A 16,966-nucleotide genomic window follows, 5' to 3' on the forward strand; every position below is an offset into this window, starting at 1 on the left:
GACTGCCTAAGCCGGGACCATCATGACCGCAGCTGCCTCTGCCCGCCAGATTCTCACCAACCTTCACGAGGTTATGGCCTCGCGCATGCACGCGCAGGGCAAGCTTGACCGGGTGGTCGAGATCGTCGGCGAAAGCCTCACCAGCGAAGTGTGTTCGATCTATCTCCTGCGCGAAGGGATGCTCGAACTGTTCGCGACACGCGGTCTCAACCAGAGCGCTGTGCACGTGACACGCATGGCCGTGGGTGAGGGACTGACCGGGGTCATTGCCGATAATGTCGAGACTTTGAATCTCGCCGAGGCGAAGGCGCATCCCGACTTTCAGTATCGCCCTGAAACCGGCGAGGACAAGTTCCACTCATTCGCCGGCGCGCCGATCGTCTACCGCGAACGCGCTGTGGGCGCGCTGTGCGTCCAGCATGTCGAGCCGCGCCGCTATGAAGAGGTCGAGATCGAGGCGCTTCAGACCACCGCCATGGTCCTGTCAGAGCTGATCGCCAACGCCGAACTCGTCGATGAAGAGGAAGCGCGCGGGCTGACCGAAGGCAAGACCGGCCAGCAGACCGTCTCCGGCCTGACGCTTGTAACCGGGCTCGCTGCGGGTCAGGCGGTCTATCACCAACCGCGCGTTCAGATAACGCAGGTGGTTGCCGAAGACACCGAGGCCGAGCGGCAGCGGGTCTACCGCGCCTTCGACAAGATGCGCGAGCAGATCGACAATCTGACAGGACAGGCCGAATTCGGAATTGGCGGAGAGCATGAGGAGGTCCTCGAGACCTACAAGATGTTCGCCTATGACGAGGGGTGGTCGCGGCGCATCAACGAAGCGATCGACAGCGGGCTCACCGCAGAGGCAGCGATCGAGCGTGTGCAACAGCACACAAGGATGCGAATGCGCGAGATCGACGATCCGCTGCTCGCGGACCGGATGCACGATCTGGAGGATCTTGCGAACCGGTTGCTGCGCATTGTGTCTGGTCAGCTTGGTACGGCGGCGTCGCAGGGCCTGCGGCGCGACACGATCCTGATTGCGCGCAATCTCGGACCGGCTGAGCTCCTCGAATACGACCGGCGGCGGCTGAAGGGCGTGATCCTGGAGGAGGGATCGCTCACCGCGCATGTGGTGATCGTTGCCCGCGCAATGGGAGTGCCTGTGCTAGGCCGCGCGAGCGGCATTCGAGGCATAATCCGCGATGGCGATGAAGTGCTCCTTGATGCGGCGGCGGCCAGCGCAACCATTCGCCCATCAGGCTCGGTCGCGGAAGCATTCGAGACGCGCTTCGCCAAGTCGCGCGAAAAACAGGCTGCCTATGCCGAGTTGCGCGACGTGGAACCATTCACGCGCTGCGGAACGCGCATTCAGGTGATGATGAATGCCGGCCTGCGCGACGATATCAGCGCGCTCGCCATGACGGGCGCCGACGGGGTGGGACTGTTTCGCACCGAATTCCAGTTCCTCGTTTCCGCCACGCTGCCGCAGCGCGAGCGCCAACTTCGCCTCTACCGCGACGTTTTGGACGCAGCGGGAGAGAAACCCGTCATCTTTCGCACGGTGGATATCGGCGGCGACAAGGCCGTGCCATACCTGACGTCCGACATCGCAGACGCCGATGAGAACCCCGCAATGGGCTGGCGCGCACTGCGGCTGGCGCTCACCCGCGAAGGGTTGATGAAGGCGCAGGCGCGCGCCCTGCTGGAGGCAAGCGCCGGGCGCTCACTCTATGTGATGTTCCCGATGGTGTCCGAGCCGTGGGAATTCGACGCCGCCAAAAAGGTCTTCGATGAACAGCTGGCTTTCCTGCGCACCAAGAAAAAGCTGCTTCCCGATGCGATCCATTACGGCGCGATGCTGGAAGTCCCGGCCCTCGCAGAAGTGCTGGACCTCCTGCTGCCAAAGCTGAGCTTTCTCTCGGTTGGAACCAACGATCTCACCCAATTCCTGTTTGCCGCCGACCGCGCGAACCCGAAACTCGCCGAGCGTTACGACTGGCTCAGCGTGCCGATTATGAGGTTCCTGCGCCGGGTCGTCCAATCGACGGTCGGCAGCGGTGTCGATCTGGGTGTGTGCGGCGAGATGGGTGGACGCCGGCTGGAAGCTCTCGCGCTGCTCGGTATTGGCTTTCGCAGGCTCTCGATTACGCCTGCCGCAGTCGGTCCGATCAAGGAACTGGTGCGCAAGGTCGATCTTGCAGAACTCAGTGAAGCGATGACCGGCTGGTTGACCGACCCTGCGGTCGATCTGCGAAAGGAGCTTTCCGCATGGGCCGAAGCGCGCGAGATCGAAACCGACTGATATACCGCGCCGAGAGACAGTCCGCCCCCGGCGCGCGCCGGTCCGCCGCGCGAATCCTTGACAGGACTCGACGAAAAATACTTGGGTGGGGAACAGAAAATAGTATAAAACCCACGCAAGAGTGGATCGGGTCATGAATGATGAGCAAGACAGCAGCATGGAAGAGCTGACTGCCGAGCCTGCAGAGGTACCGGCGGGCGCAGGTGATCGCCTGCGTGAAGCGCGCAAGCTGCAAGGGTATGAGCTCGATCATATCGCAGCCGAAACGCGCATTCCGGTCCGTCACCTTGAGGCAATCGAGGACGGCGCATTCGACGAATTGCCATCGCGCGCATACGCGATCGGATTCGCGCGCACCTATGCCCGCGCAGTCGGGCTCGACGATGGCGAGATTACCGACAGGGTTCGCGAAGAATTGGCCGATGGCCGCGCGCGCCAGTCCGCGCTTGCAGGAGGCATGGAGCCGGGTGACCCGGCCAAGCTTCCGTCAGCAGGACTTGCATGGTTTGGCGCCGCCGCCGCGGTCATTCTCGCGGTCGGTATCTTTGCATTTTACAGCACCTACTTCGCAGCGGGCACCGGCCCCGCGCCGCTTGTGACTGAAAACGAAAGCGACGAGGATCCCGACCAGCTGGCGCTCGAAGATGGCAGCTCATCCGGCGCGATGACAACCAGTGGCCGGTCGATCGATTCCTCGGGCCAAGTCGTTTTTACCGCGCTGGAGGACGGCGTCTGGGTGCGTTTTTACGAGGACGAAGGCGAGCGTTTTTTCGAAGCGCAGATGGCCAGCGGAGATACTTTCGAAGTACCCGGAGATTCCGAGGCACCGCTCATCAACACAGGCCGCCCCGATGCCTTTGCGATCACGATCGACGGTCAGGAAGTGCCCAAACTCGCCAATGAGCCGATGACGCTAGGTGATACGCCGATATCGGCATCGGCATTGCTCGCACGAGCTGAGACCGACAACGCTGCTGCGCCTCAGATCAATTGATCCCGGTTAACCCAGCAGTCTTTCCCACCGATTTAGTAGCTGCCGCGCTCGACTTGATGCGCGCCGGACGGCACAGATTCGGCTGATATTCATGCGCAGCCCGGCAGGTTGATCCCCTATTGCAAAATCCGGTCAGGCAAGCGCGAACACGCGCTTTGCGGCATTTCGCAAACAGGTAGCGCGAACACATAGAGAGGGAGCAACACAGCTCATGAAAATCGCTCTTCAATCAAAGATTTCGAAAACCCTGGTGCGCTCTGGCGCCGCATTGGTCGTCGCCGCAACCGCCGTGACTTCGCCAGTCCCCGCCTTGGCACAGGACAATTCTTCCGATTCCCGGCTGCGAAAAATCGAAGCCGAAATCCGCGCGCTCCAGCGCAGCGTCTTTCCCGGCGGCGACGGTCGGTATTTCGAACCGCAGATCACGAGCGGCGAAACCAGCACTGCGCAGACACCGTCGAACGCGCCTTCGACCACGGCGGTTACGGACATTCTCGCTCGGCTCGATGCGATGGAAACGCAGCTTCAGCGGCTGACTGCAATTGGCGAAGAGAATGCCAATGCGGTCTCCCAAATTCAGAGCCGGCTGGCGTTGCTGGAATCCTCGCTAGCGGCAGGAGCGAGCCTAGCCGAAACGGTCAATGTCGAACAACGCGCCTCTACCGAGACCAATCTGAGCGCCATGACCGGCGGCGCTTCGGCTCCGGCAACCGCCCCGGCAGAACCGGCGGCCGTCCAGCCTGGCGCCGACCCCGAAACTCCCGGTCCGAGTGCAGAGCGCCTCGCCGCAGTTCAGGAAATCGCCAAGCCGCAAACAGGCGATGCAGCCGACGATGAATATTCCTATGGTTTCCGGCTCTGGAATGCTGGCTTTTATCCCGAGGCGCGGCAGCAATTGTCGAGCTTTGTCGATCAGTATTCCGATCACTGGCGCGTCACATGGGGCCGCAACCTGCTGGGGCGCGCTTTCCTCGACGACAATATGCCAGAAGAGGCCGCACGCTGGTTCTTGCGCAATTACCAGGCCGACCGGACGGCGCCGCGGGCACCGGACAGCCTGCTTTATCTTGCGGAGGCCATGATCGCGATGGAAGACACGCGCCGGGCATGCATCGCCCTCGCAGAATTTGGCGAGACTTATCCGGCGGTCGCGAGCGGGCGTTTGCTTGACCAGTACGAGACCAATCGCCGCAGGATTTCGTGCGAAGGATGAGCCTTAAGGTAGCAGGGGGCGCTCATTGATACGGACCTTCATCCCGATCTGATCGCGCGGTTTCGCGCTGACCTTGATCGCTTCGGTTTCGCCGATGCGCGGCTGGGTGTCGCAGTTTCGGGTGGGCCCGACAGTCTCGCGCTCCTGCTCCTCGCCCATGCTGCATGCGGTGCGGCCAACGTTGCAGCCGCAACTGTCGATCACGGTCTGCGCCCGGAAAGCGCGAGCGAAGCGGCATTCGTGGCAAAGGTGTGCGAAAGTCTCGGTATCGAACACGCCACGCTGAAGGTCGAAATATCCGAAGGCAATATCCAGTCGAGCGCCCGTTCGGCGCGGTATCTGGCGCTCGGACAATGGCACGATACCACCCGCGTCGGCGCTGTCATGACGGCGCACCACGCGGACGATCAGGCCGAAACCGTGATGATGCGCCTCAACCGGGGCAGCGGTGTGCCGGGCCTCGCGGGCATCCGCTCGACCGCCGAAATTCCCGGATGGGGCGGCACGCTTTTTCGCCCGCTGCTACGCTGGACAAAGGCCGAACTCGAAGCCGTGGTCGAGCAGGCAGGGATTGAGCCGGTGCGCGATCCTTCCAACACCGATGAGCAATTCGACCGCGCGCGCGCGCCGCCTTCTGTCGGAGCAGGACTGGATCGACCGGCAGGCGCTAGCAACGAGTGCCGAGCACCTTGAAGACGCCTGGCGCGCCATCGAGTGGTTCGCCTCCGAAGACTGGGAAACGCATGTTGTCCCTGATTCCGATGATCAGGGCCGGGCCTTTCGCTATTACGCCAATGTCCCGCGCGCCATCGCGATCGAGACGATTTGCCGGATCATCGCAGAGCTTGGTGGAACGGCAACGCGCAGCGAGGCGGGGCGGGCATTCGACCGTTTGTGGCTAGGCGATAACGCTTCGCTTGCCGGGGTGCTGGTCGTACCGGGCACCGAGCAGATCGAGCGCACCGGTGTGACCATGCGGGTGTGGCGCTTCAGTCCGGAGCCGCCGCGCAATCACGGTTAGGTGATGATCTTGTCACCGATGCCGACCATCTCGCCGCGCGTGATCACGACCATGTCCCCGCGCTTGGCGATGGCGAAGAGTTTCTCCGCGAACGGATCGGGCACTCCGATACAACCGTGGCTCGCATAGCCGTTGAGCACCGGCGAACCGTGAATCGCAATCCCGTCCCACGTCAGCCGCAGCGTCCAGGGCATCGGGGCGTTGTTGTACTTTTCGGAGATGTTGTCCTTTTCCTTGGTCAGGATAGGGAACGAACCAAGCGGAGTGGGATGCTTCTGCGCGCCCAGCAGCGCGACCGCGGTGCCGATTTCATGGCCATCGCGGAAGACGCTGATCACCCGTGCGTCGAGATCGACCGTGATCACTGTTGCGCCGGTTTTGGGCGCGCGGCTTTCATCCCAGTGCCACTCGCCATAGCGTATGGTTCCTGCGATCGGCAGGATGCTCTTGATTACGAAAGGGTCGTCGCTGACGATAGCCGGTTCAGGGGCCGGCTCGGGAACGGGCTGCACGATGGGGTTTGCGATCATGCGGGCCGCCGGTCCGTGCGGGGCTTCGCCTTCGGTTACGTCACCGGGCAGCCGGGGCATCTCGACGTCGATGCGCGGCGCGTCTTCGCCCGGTGCGCGCTCGGCGCCATAGGCGACGGCAGGGGCGCCGGTATCCGGATCTATGGCGCGGATTTCGACATCCTGTTCATCTTGAACATTCGCATATGATGTACCGCCTGCGAATGCGACGAGCGCCAAGAGACCGGTGAATCGCGCAAGATCGAGTGCTTTTTTCATGCGGCACATATACCGAATTTCTCGTTCAACTGCCAGCGACTAACGCGCGGTCGTCTCGCGAAGGGACGAGGGGACGGCGCAATCGTTAACGTGTCGCACTTAAGCGCGGCCTCTAACCGTGCGCCCCAAACTGATTGGCGATGCTGATCGATAGACGCAGCATGAGCGCATAGGCCCGCTCAATCGGATCGATAAAATCGCGCCCGATCTGGGCGTACCCTTCGCTGGAGGCATCGGGATAATCGGCGGGGGCGTCCATTGCGAAGTCGCTCGGTTCAGGGAAATGGGTCGGGAAGGCTCGCCGCATCTGCGCAAGGGCGTCCTCAATCCGCAGCGAGAAGACCATTTCGAGCACGTCTTCGCGGCTGATATCGTTGGCGCGGCTGAAAACCGGGACCGATACCGCTTTCAAGAATATGTGCTGCATCAGCGCGAGCCGCACAGATTGAGCCGCGCCGATCATCCGTCGTGTGTTTTCGCGGTTCGTGTCGCGGCTTTCAGCGGGAAGCAGGTCCAGCAAGCGGTGGAACTTGAGCGCATCGACGCGCAGCCGCGAGGCGAGCCTGCGGTAAACGCCGGTCCGGTCATCCTTGGTGAGGAACTCGGCGAGGGTCTCGCATGCTGCCGACAAATGCGGCTCGGTCCCGCGATAGGGGCGGCTGGCCCAATAAGCCGAATTGAACAGCTCGCCATGCGCCGCCACCGTCTTGATACTGGCAAGCGCGTTCGAGGCGCGAGCAAGGCCGATCAACTGCCGCCCGCGCGGGCTGGCTTCGATCAGGCTGGCGAGCTCTTCGTAATTGCCGTCCGCCGCGCTGCCGATGCCCGAGATGACATTCACCGGATAGCCAAGCTGTTGCAGGATCGAATTATGCGGGATCGCGCGTATCTGCCGCAAATTCATATCGCGGTCGGCGGAAATGTCGGATTGGCGGCGCGAAACGCGGCTGCCTGTCGAATTGAGCAGGCCCAGACCGAAGGCCGTGACTGCGCGCGAATAGGTCGCGCTGCGCAGGTGGCGGCGCTGGTCGGCGCGAATGGCACGGTAGAAATCGAGGCTCAGGTCCGTGCGGTCGTAGAACGGGTCATCCGCAGCCTTGGGATCGTGCCGGGGCGAGCAGGCAATGCGCGACAACGTCGCTAGGGCCAGTTCCGGACCTGCAAAGAACAGGTATCCGTCTCCGCCCTGAAAGCTGACCTCGGGTTCAAGCTTGATGTCCGAACGCGCAAACCGGTCGCGTGCCCAGGCGCTCATCGGCCATGTCAGGCGGTCGTCGAAACCTGCCGGATGCGCTCCGCGCCCCATGCTCTCGCCATGCGTGTTGAAGATCAGCGCGGAAACATCGGTCAGCCCGCTCTTCGCCATGGCCTGTGCGAACCGGCCTTGCAGCCGCTCGATGGCGAGGCTTGCCGGGATCTGTCCCACGAACCTCCCAGCGTCGGAAAAGCCGGTCTGGATGCAAGCACGCCCGCGCTGGCGGACATAGTCGCGGTACTGATCCTCCGCGCACAGCGCATCGAGGAAGCGCCCGCCATGTTCGAGCGCGCTTTCCGTTTCGAACAGCGGCGACACATCGACCATTTCCTCGATTCCGAAAGCGCGCGCGAAATACAGCGCGGCGAGGATCGTCGAGGGCTGCTCGCACTCGGCGATCAGCATCCGGATCGGCGTATCGGCGTCAATATGCTCGAGGATCTGCGCCATCGCGAGGAATTGCCGGATCGCAGTCGAGCTTTCGATGGCGAGGCTGGCGAAATTGGTGCGCATCGGCTCGATCCGGGCGAGCAGCGCGCGCAAGGTCGCCATCGCGCCCTTGCTGGCGAGGTCGAGGGTGGGCTGATCGGTCAGGCGGCTGCGAATGGCGTTGTGCAGCTGTTTGGCATTTACGCGGAAGTGGACGTGCCCCATGCCAAGCCCGTCGGCGCGCATACAGGCGGCGAGGGTCTTGAGAGCAATCGCGCGTTCTGTATCGCTGGCCGAGCGGGCCTCGGTCTCGAGGCTTTCGATGATCGATTTGAGCGATGTGAGCTTGTCTGGATGCTCGTAGGTCAGCCGGTTGGCAGCCTGCGAGAGCGCTTCGGGTTCTGACAAGTCCTCGGCAAAATCCTCGGCGCTGCGGGCGGCATGGTCGGCGCCCGCACGCAAGGTTTCGATGGCGGCATGGTCGCTGTCGATCTCGGCGAGGTTATCGGCAAAGCGCAGCAACCGCTCGGCCTTTTCGGAAAGGCGGAAACGGATCGAGGTGTACCATTTGATATCGGTGCGCCCGTCCATGTCGTACCCGACCCAGCTTGCGAACCGAAACGGCAGGGGCGCAAGATCGAGCCACTTTTCGGGCCAGGTCTTTGCCGCATGCGCCAGCGTATCGCGCACTATCAGCGCGCGCGCGTCCTGCGCGTTGGCGAGCGCCTTGGTCACTTCGCCGTGCTCGTAATCCAGCGTGATATCCGGACGTGCCGAGTGCGCGGTGCAAACCGAGCGTGTCACCGGCGCATCGCTGCTGGCCGCCTCGGCGACGGCGGCCGTCTGGTCGGGCGTCATCAGGAAGGTCGGGTGCGCTGTGAAGACAGCGTGCAGGCGCGGGCTCTCCCACTGCGCTCTGAATTCATCGAAGTCGCTGCTCGCGGCGAACGCGGCTCGACAGCGCGTCGTGATTGGCTTTTGGAGTGACCGGTGAAACCAGCCGCTGCAAACGCGTTGCACGTGCTTCCAGACCGGAACATTCGAGCTCTTCGACCAGCGCCTCAAGGGCATCGAGATCGGTCGATCCGGCCTCCAGCGCACGCGACAGGTCGAGCCCCAGCTGGAACACCGGATTGAATAAAGGCGTCTCGCGCGCGCGGGCGTGCAATTCCTGGAGGCGTGCGCTGAGATCGGCCGTAGACTTGAGCGGCAAGGTCATGCGCTGGGTTCTCCGAGGTGTTCCTGGACGTAAGCAGCCGCTGCGCCGAGGAGGCCGGGCTGTGGGTGGGTAATTAGCTTTACAGGAAGTGTAGACATCAGCCCGGCAAAACGCCCTTTGGCAGTGAAGCGCGAGGCAAAGCCCGATGCCACGATGGTTTCGCGGATCCGGTAACCAAGGCCGCCAGCGACAACCACGCCTTTCGCCCCCTGGATCAACGCGATATCGCCAGCAACCGAGCCGAGAGCAAGGCAAAATCGGTCCACCGCTGCAGCAGCGAGGCTGTCTGCGCCTTCCATCCCTGCGGTCCAGATTTCGATGTCGCTCATTTCCTTAACCGCGCGGCCTTCCATCGCGGCGAGCGCTGCGTAGATGTCAACGATGGCCGGGCCCGAGACGACACGCTCGTCGGATACGCGTGTGTGCCGTTTCCTGAGCCGCGCGAGGATTGCATCCTCGATCGCGTCGACCGGCGCAAAATCACCGTGGCCGCCTTCGGTCGCCTGCACGCGGTAGGTTCCGTCCGGGCGGCGATAGAAATAGGCGACGCCCAAGCCTGTGCCGGGGCCAAGGACGCTGATCGTGCCCGGATCGGGGAGAGCGGTGTCGGGTCCGGCGAGATGCACGAATTGATCAGTGGGAGCGCGCGCGGCGGCGTGCGCAACCGCTTCGAAATCGTTGACGATGGTGTAGTGCGAGCAGCCCAGCTTGCTCCCGATCAGGGGCGGGCGGATGATCCACGGATTGTTCGTGAAGCGGATAAGATCGGGCGTGATCGGCCCGGCGACTGCCATCGTAACCGCATCGGGCAGCGCGCCGCCCATGCGTTCGCGGTAATCCTCCCACGCGGTCTGGAAGCTTGCATGGTCATCGGTGTGGAGCGTCGTCGGCTCGCCCAGTGTGATCGCGCCGCCAGATTCGATAGTGGCGATAGCAAAGCGCGCATGTGTCCCGCCAATATCGACCGCGACGATATCTTGACTGTCACCCAACGTTTACAGCCCCGCGCTGGCGAGGATGGCCGATGCGCCCTTTTCCGCGCCGTCGGCATGGGTTTGCAGCATCCGGTACATTTCGCGCCCGACGCCCCATTCGCTTTGCGGATCGGTTGCGGCCTCGCGCGCTGACAGGTCGGCGTTAGTCGATAGCTCCCCGGTCTCAGCGCAGACCTTGATCACGTCACCATCTTGAAGAAGCGATAGCGGCCCTCCGCCAAGCGCTTCGGGCGTACAGTGGATCGCGGATGGCACCTTGCCGCTCGCGCCAGACATGCGGCCATCGGTGACGAGCGCGACCTTGTGTCCGCGGTCCTGCAGCACGGCAAGCGAGGGCGTGAGCGAGTGCAGTTCGGGCATGCCATTCGCGCGCGGACCCTGAAAACGGACAATGACGACCACGTCCCTGTCGAGTTCGCCAGCCTTGAAAGCGGCGACCACGTCCCTTTGGTTCTCGAACACGCGGCACGGCGCTTCGACCGTCCAGCGTTCCTTCGCAACAGCCGAAGATTTGAAACAGGCGCGCCCGAGATTGCCAGTAACGAGCCGCATTCCGCCATCGGGCTGAAACGGGTCGGAGGCCGGGCGCAGCATCTTGTCATCGCGGCTTTCGGTTACCGGTGTCCATGCGAGCGCCTCTTCGCCGTCCAGCGCAGGTTCGGCGGTGTAGGCTTCCATTCCACCCTCCCAGACGGTCAACAGATCGCCGTGAGCGAGCCCTTCTTCAAGCAGCGTGTGGGTGACATAGGACATGCCGCCTGCTTCGTGGAAATGGTTCACGTCGCCTGATCCGTTGGGATAGACCCGTGCCAGCAGCGGTACGACACTCGACAATTCGGCAACATCGTTCCAGTCGATGATCACGCCAGCGGCGCGGGCCATTGCCGGAATGTGGATCGCATGGTTGGTCGATCCGCCGGTCGCGAGCAGGCCGATCACCGCGTTCACGATGGCCTTTTCGTCTACCACCTGTGCGAGCGTCCGCTCGGTCGTGCCCGCCAGTTGGGCCAGTCGGTGCATGGCGGCGCGGTCGAGCGCCTGGCGCAGCTTGGTCCCAGGCTGGACGAAGGCGCTGCCCGGAATGTGCAGCCCCATCATCTCCATCATCATCTGGTTGGAATTGGCCGTGCCATAGAACGTGCAGGTTCCCGGTGAGTGGTACGAGCCAAGCTCGCTTTCGAGCAACTCGTCACGCCCAATCTCGCCAGCCGCGTATTTCTGGCGGGTTTCCTGCTTCTGCTTGTTCGAGATACCCGACGGCATCGGACCTGACGGCACGAACACTGCAGGCAGGTGGCCAAAGCGCAGCGCGCCCATCAGCAGGCCGGGCACGATCTTGTCGCAAATGCCGAGGCAGGCGATCCCGTCGTACATCTGATGTGACAGCGCGATGCCGGTTGAGAGCGCAATGACATCGCGGCTGAACAGTGAGAGTTCCATCCCGTCTTCGCCCTGGGTCACGCCGTCGCACATTGCTGGCGTCCCTCCTGCGACCTGCGCGGTCGCGCCGACTTCGCGCGCGAAGATCTTCATCCTGTCGGGATAGCGGCCATAGGGCTGATGCGCGGACAGCATATCGTTATATGCTGTCACGATGCCGATATTCGGGCCGCGCCCCGCCTTCATCGCGTCCTGATCCTCCAGCGCGCCTGCGAAGGCGTGGGCGAGGTTGGAGCAGGCAACGTCCTTGTGCTCGGGCTTGCGATCCGCCTCGCGCTGCATCAGCTCGAGATAGGACGAGCGCGAGTCTTGCGAGTTTTCAATCACCCGCTGGGTCACCCGGTGGATGGTATCGTTGAGTTTACTCATGCCAGCTCACTCCATCGCGTTCGGCAAGGGCGATTGCAGCGCTCGGCCCCCAGCTGCCTGCGCCATATGTCTTGGGTTTGATGTCTGCGGTTTCCCACACTTCGCGGATCGCATCGACCCAGTGCCACTGCGCCTCGACCTCGTCGCGCCGCACGAACAGCGTCTGGTCGGCATTGATCAGGTCGAGCAGCAGGCGCTCGTAGGCGATCCGGCGGTGCTGGCCGACAAAGGCATCGGGCATGGTGATCTCCAGCGGCACTTCGCGCAGCCGCACGCCTTGCACGCCAAGTCCCGGAACTTTCGCCATCAGCGAGAGCGTGATGTTCTCCTCGGGCTGGATGCCGATCACCAGACGGTTAGGCTGCATCGTCGCGCCCATCTCCTCGAAAATGGAGTGCGGCACGCAGCGGAATTTGACGACAATCTCGGTCACGCGTTCAGGCAGGCGCTTGCCGGTGCGCAGGTAGAACGGCACGCCTTTCCAGCGCCAGTTATCTACGTGCGCCTTGATCGCGACGAAGGTTTCGGTGTCGCTTTGCTTGCCGAGTTCATCGTCATAGCCGGGAACAGCCTCGCCGTTCACTGCGCCAGCCCGGTACTGACCAGTCACCGTTTCGCTCGCCTCGACGCGGCGCAGTGCGCGCAGGGCTTTCACCTTTTCATCACGCACGGCGGTCGCATCGAAGCTCGTGGGAGGCTCCATCGCGACGAGCGCGAGCAATTGCAGCATGTGGTTCTGAACCATATCGCGCAGCGCGCCTGCATCGTCGTAAAATGCGACGCGGCCCTCCAGCCCGACCGTTTCGCCGACGGTAATCTGCACATGATCGATATAGTTCGAATTCCAGATCGGCTCGAACAGGATATTGGCAAAGCGTAGCGCGAGCAGGTTCTGGACCGTCTCCTTGCCGAGGTAGTGGTCGATCCGGAAAATGCGGTCCTCGCTGAACGCCTCGGCGACCGCGTCGTTGATTGCACAGCTTGTTTCCAGGTCGGTCCCGAGCGGTTTTTCCAGGCCGATACGCACATGCTCGCCGGTCAGGCCCGCATGTTGCAGGCCCGCAATCGTGGGGCCAAACAGGCTCGGCGCGGTCGAGAGAAAAATCGCAAGGCCGCCGTCCTCGTTGGCATTGTCCGAAGGGCCGACCTTCTCCGCGAGCGCCTCATATCCTTCGAGCGTGGTCGCATCGAGCGCCTGATATGAAAGCCGGTTGAGAAAGGTCGCCATTCCGCCCCTCCGCTCCGCCGGAAGAAAGGTCTCCAGAGCCTCGCGGGCCATGTCGCGAAACGCATTGTCGTCCATGTCGCTTCGGGCTGTGCCGATGATCCTGAGGTTGTCGGTCAGCAATCCATCCGCATCGAGCGCACACAGGCTCGGCAGCAGCATCCGCCGCGCCAGGTCGCCAGTGGCGCCAAACAGCAGCAGGCGGTCAGCGTTAATTGCCGGTTCGGACATCAATCCATTCCCCTCGCGTCAAGAGACGTGCCGCGACATCGCGCGGTTTGCCACAGTCCTAGCGCGATGCACCATTGTCGGCCATAGCGCTGCATAGCTATTCAATTGCGCCTTGAGGGAGAGGCTTTTTCATGGAAACTCCGCGCAAACCGATGCGAGTGACCAGTTTCGACGTTGCCGAGCGGGCCGGGGTGAGCCAGTCCACCGTCAGCCGTGCGCTGTCGGGATCGGTACCGTCATCAGCGAAGCCACGCGCGACAAGGTCTTGGATGCGGCACAGGAACTCGGTTACTTCGTCGATGAGCGCGCGGCCCGGCTCCGGCGAGGACATACAGGCACACTGGCAACAGTGGTCATTTGCAAGCCGGGCGGCGGAGCGCGTGACGTCAACCCGTTTTCCTACGCGCTGCTGGGCGGAATTTGCGCGGCAGCCGCTGAACGCGGGCTGGAAGTGCTGGTGTCGCTGCAATCGGAAGAAGAGAAGTTGTTCGGGCATTACGTCGAGCGCGGTCAGGCCGAGGGCATGATCGTAATCGGAACCACGGCCAATCGGGCTGCGTGGGATTACTTTCGCAAGGTGGGCGAAAACACGCAGCCTGTGGCCTATTGGGGGTCGCCGCTCGGAGATCTCGATTGGGTCTCTTCCGACAACGAAACCGGGGCCAGGCTGGCCGCGGAGCACTTGGTCGAGAAGGGGTGCAGGGACCTCGTTTGCGTCGGCTCCCGCACCAGCGCGCAGCGGCAATTTGCCGAGCGGGTCGATGCATTCGAGGCCCGCGCAAAGGAACTCGGCGCAGTAGCCCGACTGGCCGAGATCGAACCGGGCGGAGCGCGCCGCGAGCAGGGCCGTATGGCGACCGAGCGACTGCTTGCGAGCGGATCGGAATGCGACGGCATCTTCGCGGTTTGCGATGCGCTCGCATTCGGCGTGATGGAAGCGCTGCAAGCGGCTGGCCGGTCTGTCCCCGCTGACGTGAAGCTGGTCGGTTTCGACGGTATTCCTGCCAGTGAGATGACCACGCCGCCTCTTACCACGATCGAACCAGACCTCGATTGCGCTGGCAGGCTCTTGGTCGAGGCGGTTGCGGATGATGGGGCGGATGATGGCGCGCGCTTAAGCATCCGCCGGGTTCCGGTCCGGTTGGTTGAGCGCGGCAGCACCTAGAAAGCCCGATCAGCGCGAGCCGCAGCGCCGCTTCATTTCCATTCCATGCAATCTGCCTCTCCCCAGGCACGTCTTGACGATGCCGGGCTTCAAGTGTCGACTTCAAATACATGAAAAGAAAAGAATTCGAAAGTTGCCCAAAATATACAATATTATTTCGGAGCGTAATGTTAAAAAACTCAAATCAATCTCTATGATACTGTATTCGATACAGCGTTATCTAACAAAACTAACAAACGAGATTGGTCGGGTGTGGAAGAGCCACCGCGCGGGACGTTGTTCCTGCGACGCGCATGATGCGAACCATAATAGTGGGAGATTATCATGGCAAAGGCAGAGAAGACCAATCGTAAACCGGTGATCATTACCTTCAAGAAGAAGGACAAGAGATCGAAGTCCGAAGACAAGCAGACAATCCTGCAAAACGCGATCGACCAGGAGGTCGCATTTGTGACCGCCGACAGCGTTTCCACGCAGGCTCGCCCGGTCGCATCCGGGCAGGACATGGCCAAGCTCGGCTATGACGTGAACCGGTATGAGGCTCCGATCCTGATCGCGAACCTCACCGATGCCGAAATCCAGAAGCTCAAGAAGGACAAGGACATTGCCCGGATCGAGGATGACGGCGAGATGTATGCGCTCGACGGCCCCGATGCGCTGGCGCAGACCACGCCTCCGGGGATCACTCAGGTCAAGGCGCCTGCAGCATGGCCGAGCAGTATGGGCGAAGGGATCAAGGTGTTCATCTGCGATACCGGGATCGATTCCGATCACCCCGACCTCGTCGCCAATCTTCGCACGGGCAAGAGCTTCGTTCCGACCGAAAGCACCACCGAGGATTTCAACGGGCACGGAACGCATTGTGCTGGCACTGTCGCCGCGGTTGACAACAACATCGGCGTCGTCGGCGTCGCCCCACATGCATACCTCTACCCGGTCAAAGTGCTCTCCAGCACCGGCAGCGGAAGCTGGAGTTACCTTATTGCCGCACTTGACTGGATCATGTCGAAGAAGGGCGCGCGCATTGCCAGCATGAGCCTCGGCGGCGGCGGCGCTCCGCAGGCGCTCGGCGATATGTGCGAGGCGGCCTATGATGACGGCGCGCTGCTGGTGGCGGCCGCGGGCAATTCCGGCAATGGTGTCCAGCCGCTGTTCCCGTCACGCTATCCGCATGTGATCGCGGTGTCGGCAATCGACTTCTCGGACCAGTTGGCGAGTTTCTCCAACACCGGCGCCGAGATCGAACTGGCAGCTCCGGGCGTCGCTATACGCTCCACCACGCGCGGTGGCGGTTATGGCAATCTGAGCGGCACTTCGATGGCGCGCCCTCACGTCTCGGGCGCGGCAGCGCTCGCCTGGGGGTCGCATCGCAGCGTGAACAACAAGCAGGTGCGTTGGCTGCTCAACACCTTTGCCGACAAGATCGGGGACCAGGACCCCTTGAAATTCGGCAATGGTCGGGTCGATTGCAACACATCGGCCTTCTGGATCGGCACTCCGCAAGAGCACGTGATCTGATCGAGTGAGGAGTTGTCAACGTTGAGCAGGGGGCAGGGCATGGATCAGGTATCTACCGAGGTCACGGTCATTCCGCTTGCGAGCGCGATCCAGCGCCCTGTCCCCGCTTCGCGCAAGACCCGCGATATCGTGCCGCCGGGCTATGGCAGGCGCGAGCAATGTAGGCCGTTCGTCGCGGCGAATGGTGCAGGCCTGTCGATCCTTTCCCCTTTTACATGGGGCTATTGCCAGCCGGAGAATGTACCAAGCGGAGCGCGCAGCTTTCGCTCTCCGATTTCTGGCGGATGTCCGCACCGCGTGTTTTACGTGGTGGATGAGCCGGCGAGGCAATTTCGCGGCAATCAGTTCGCCTTGCCTGAGAGCGTCACCGAGCGCACCGGTCCGATGGCAATGCCGGGGCTCAGCTTCTTCGAGCGGGCCGATCAGCAGGGGCAGATCAAGCTTCACCTGCCCTATATGCTGCGCACTGAGAAGGGGACCGCCATGCTGTTTCTTCCACCGATCAACCGCCCACGCAGCGACGGATTGACCCTGCTTTCGGGCCTTGTGGAAACCGCATGGTATGCTGACGCGGTCAATATGGTCTTCGAACTGCCGGAAGCCGATAGAGCCGTCCATGTCGAGACAGGCGAATCGCTCGCGCAGGCGATCCCCGTGGCATCGAGCGTCGTGAAAACGGTGCCGGTCATGCTGGAGCCGCATCGCAGGCAGGTGCGCGATGCGCTGGGAGAAATGAGGGATTGGCGCGCGGCCAAGGGCAAGGACAAGTCCGCCTACAAGACGCTGGCAAGGAACCGCTGATCGCAGCGGC

The 16,966-nt window shown here is 62.5% G+C and carries 13 protein-coding genes and 2 pseudogenes; 9 read left to right on the plus strand and 6 right to left on the minus strand.

Going from position 1 to position 16,966, the window contains the following annotated elements; genetic code table 11:
• Positions 1 to 22 precede the first annotated feature (22 nt).
• The 3 genes from ptsP (at position 23) to AC0L39_RS03715 (ending at position 4,500) form a co-directional block, all read left to right on the plus strand.
• Entirely contained in the window at positions 23 to 2,293 is a 2,271-nt protein-coding gene (gene ptsP / locus AC0L39_RS03705; protein ID WP_473260836.1) for a phosphoenolpyruvate--protein phosphotransferase, read from the plus strand.
• A gap of 133 nt (positions 2,294 to 2,426) precedes the next feature.
• Positions 2,427 to 3,287 carry a helix-turn-helix domain-containing protein gene (locus tag AC0L39_RS03710; protein ID WP_473260838.1) on the plus strand — a complete coding sequence of 287 codons (861 nt, stop codon included), beginning with the start codon at positions 2,427 to 2,429 and terminating at the stop codon, positions 3,285 to 3,287.
• Between the two features lie 211 nt (positions 3,288 to 3,498).
• Positions 3,499 to 4,500 carry a tetratricopeptide repeat protein gene (locus tag AC0L39_RS03715; RefSeq protein WP_473260840.1) on the plus strand — a complete coding sequence of 334 codons (1,002 nt, stop codon included), beginning with the start codon at positions 3,499 to 3,501 and terminating at the stop codon, positions 4,498 to 4,500.
• Positions 4,501 to 4,503: 3 nt separating this feature from the next.
• Here AC0L39_RS03715 and AC0L39_RS03720 read toward each other — a convergent pair whose 3' ends face one another.
• On the minus strand, positions 4,504 to 4,704 hold the full coding sequence (locus AC0L39_RS03720) for a hypothetical protein (protein WP_473260841.1): 201 nt from the start codon (positions 4,702 to 4,704) through the stop codon (positions 4,504 to 4,506).
• Between AC0L39_RS03720 and tilS the strand changes: the two genes are divergently transcribed.
• The gene (gene tilS, locus AC0L39_RS03725) at positions 4,645 to 5,193 is read left to right on the plus strand and encodes a tRNA lysidine(34) synthetase TilS (RefSeq protein ID WP_473262262.1); all 549 of its coding nucleotides are present in this window, start codon (positions 4,645 to 4,647) and stop codon (positions 5,191 to 5,193) included. The two genes, AC0L39_RS03720 and tilS, sit on opposite strands and share 60 nt — an antisense overlap.
• Entirely contained in the window at positions 5,102 to 5,521 is a 420-nt protein-coding gene (locus tag AC0L39_RS03730) for a hypothetical protein (protein ID WP_473260843.1), read from the plus strand. The genes tilS and AC0L39_RS03730 overlap by 92 nt, the downstream gene beginning before the upstream one ends.
• Here AC0L39_RS03730 and AC0L39_RS03735 read toward each other — a convergent pair.
• From AC0L39_RS03735 to zwf, 5 genes and pseudogenes are all read right to left on the minus strand, one after another.
• Entirely contained in the window at positions 5,518 to 6,309 is a 792-nt protein-coding gene (locus tag AC0L39_RS03735) for a L,D-transpeptidase family protein (RefSeq protein WP_473260845.1), read from the minus strand. The genes AC0L39_RS03730 and AC0L39_RS03735 overlap by 4 nt on opposite strands.
• A gap of 112 nt (positions 6,310 to 6,421) precedes the next feature.
• Positions 6,422 to 9,212 (minus strand): annotated as a pseudogene (locus AC0L39_RS03740) (phosphoenolpyruvate carboxylase).
• Complete coding sequence (locus AC0L39_RS03745; protein ID WP_473260846.1) at positions 9,209 to 10,204, minus strand: glucokinase; 996 nt, start codon at positions 10,202 to 10,204, stop codon at positions 9,209 to 9,211. The pseudogene AC0L39_RS03740 and the gene AC0L39_RS03745 overlap by 4 nt, the downstream one beginning before the upstream one ends.
• A 3-nt stretch (positions 10,205 to 10,207) precedes the next feature.
• Positions 10,208 to 12,016: a phosphogluconate dehydratase gene (edd, locus tag AC0L39_RS03750; RefSeq protein WP_473260848.1), complete on the minus strand. Its 1,809-nt coding sequence runs from the start codon at positions 12,014 to 12,016 to the stop codon at positions 10,208 to 10,210.
• Positions 12,009 to 13,472, minus strand: coding sequence for a glucose-6-phosphate dehydrogenase (gene zwf, locus AC0L39_RS03755; protein WP_473260849.1), 1,464 nt, complete (start codon positions 13,470 to 13,472; stop codon positions 12,009 to 12,011). Before zwf ends, edd begins: the two co-directional genes overlap by 8 nt.
• Before the next feature lie 152 nt (positions 13,473 to 13,624).
• Here zwf and AC0L39_RS03760 point away from each other — a divergent pair.
• The 4 genes and pseudogenes from AC0L39_RS03760 to AC0L39_RS03775 all read left to right on the plus strand — a co-directional run.
• Positions 13,625 to 13,675 (plus strand): annotated as a pseudogene (locus tag AC0L39_RS03760) (hypothetical protein); the annotation flags it as partial.
• 146 nt (positions 13,676 to 13,821) lie between these two features.
• Complete coding sequence (locus tag AC0L39_RS03765; RefSeq protein WP_473260851.1) at positions 13,822 to 14,637, plus strand: substrate-binding domain-containing protein; 816 nt, start codon at positions 13,822 to 13,824, stop codon at positions 14,635 to 14,637.
• Positions 14,638 to 14,961: 324 nt separating this feature from the next.
• A complete protein-coding gene (locus tag AC0L39_RS03770; protein ID WP_473260853.1) occupies positions 14,962 to 16,155 on the plus strand; it encodes a S8 family peptidase in 1,194 nt (397 codons plus the stop codon).
• A 39-nt stretch (positions 16,156 to 16,194) separates the two neighbouring features.
• Positions 16,195 to 16,956, plus strand: coding sequence for a DUF6065 family protein (locus AC0L39_RS03775; RefSeq protein ID WP_473260855.1), 762 nt, complete (start codon positions 16,195 to 16,197; stop codon positions 16,954 to 16,956).
• The last annotated feature ends 10 nt before the right edge of the window (positions 16,957 to 16,966 follow it).

The sequence above is a fragment of the Erythrobacter sp. K21-9 genome, assembly GCF_055808355.1.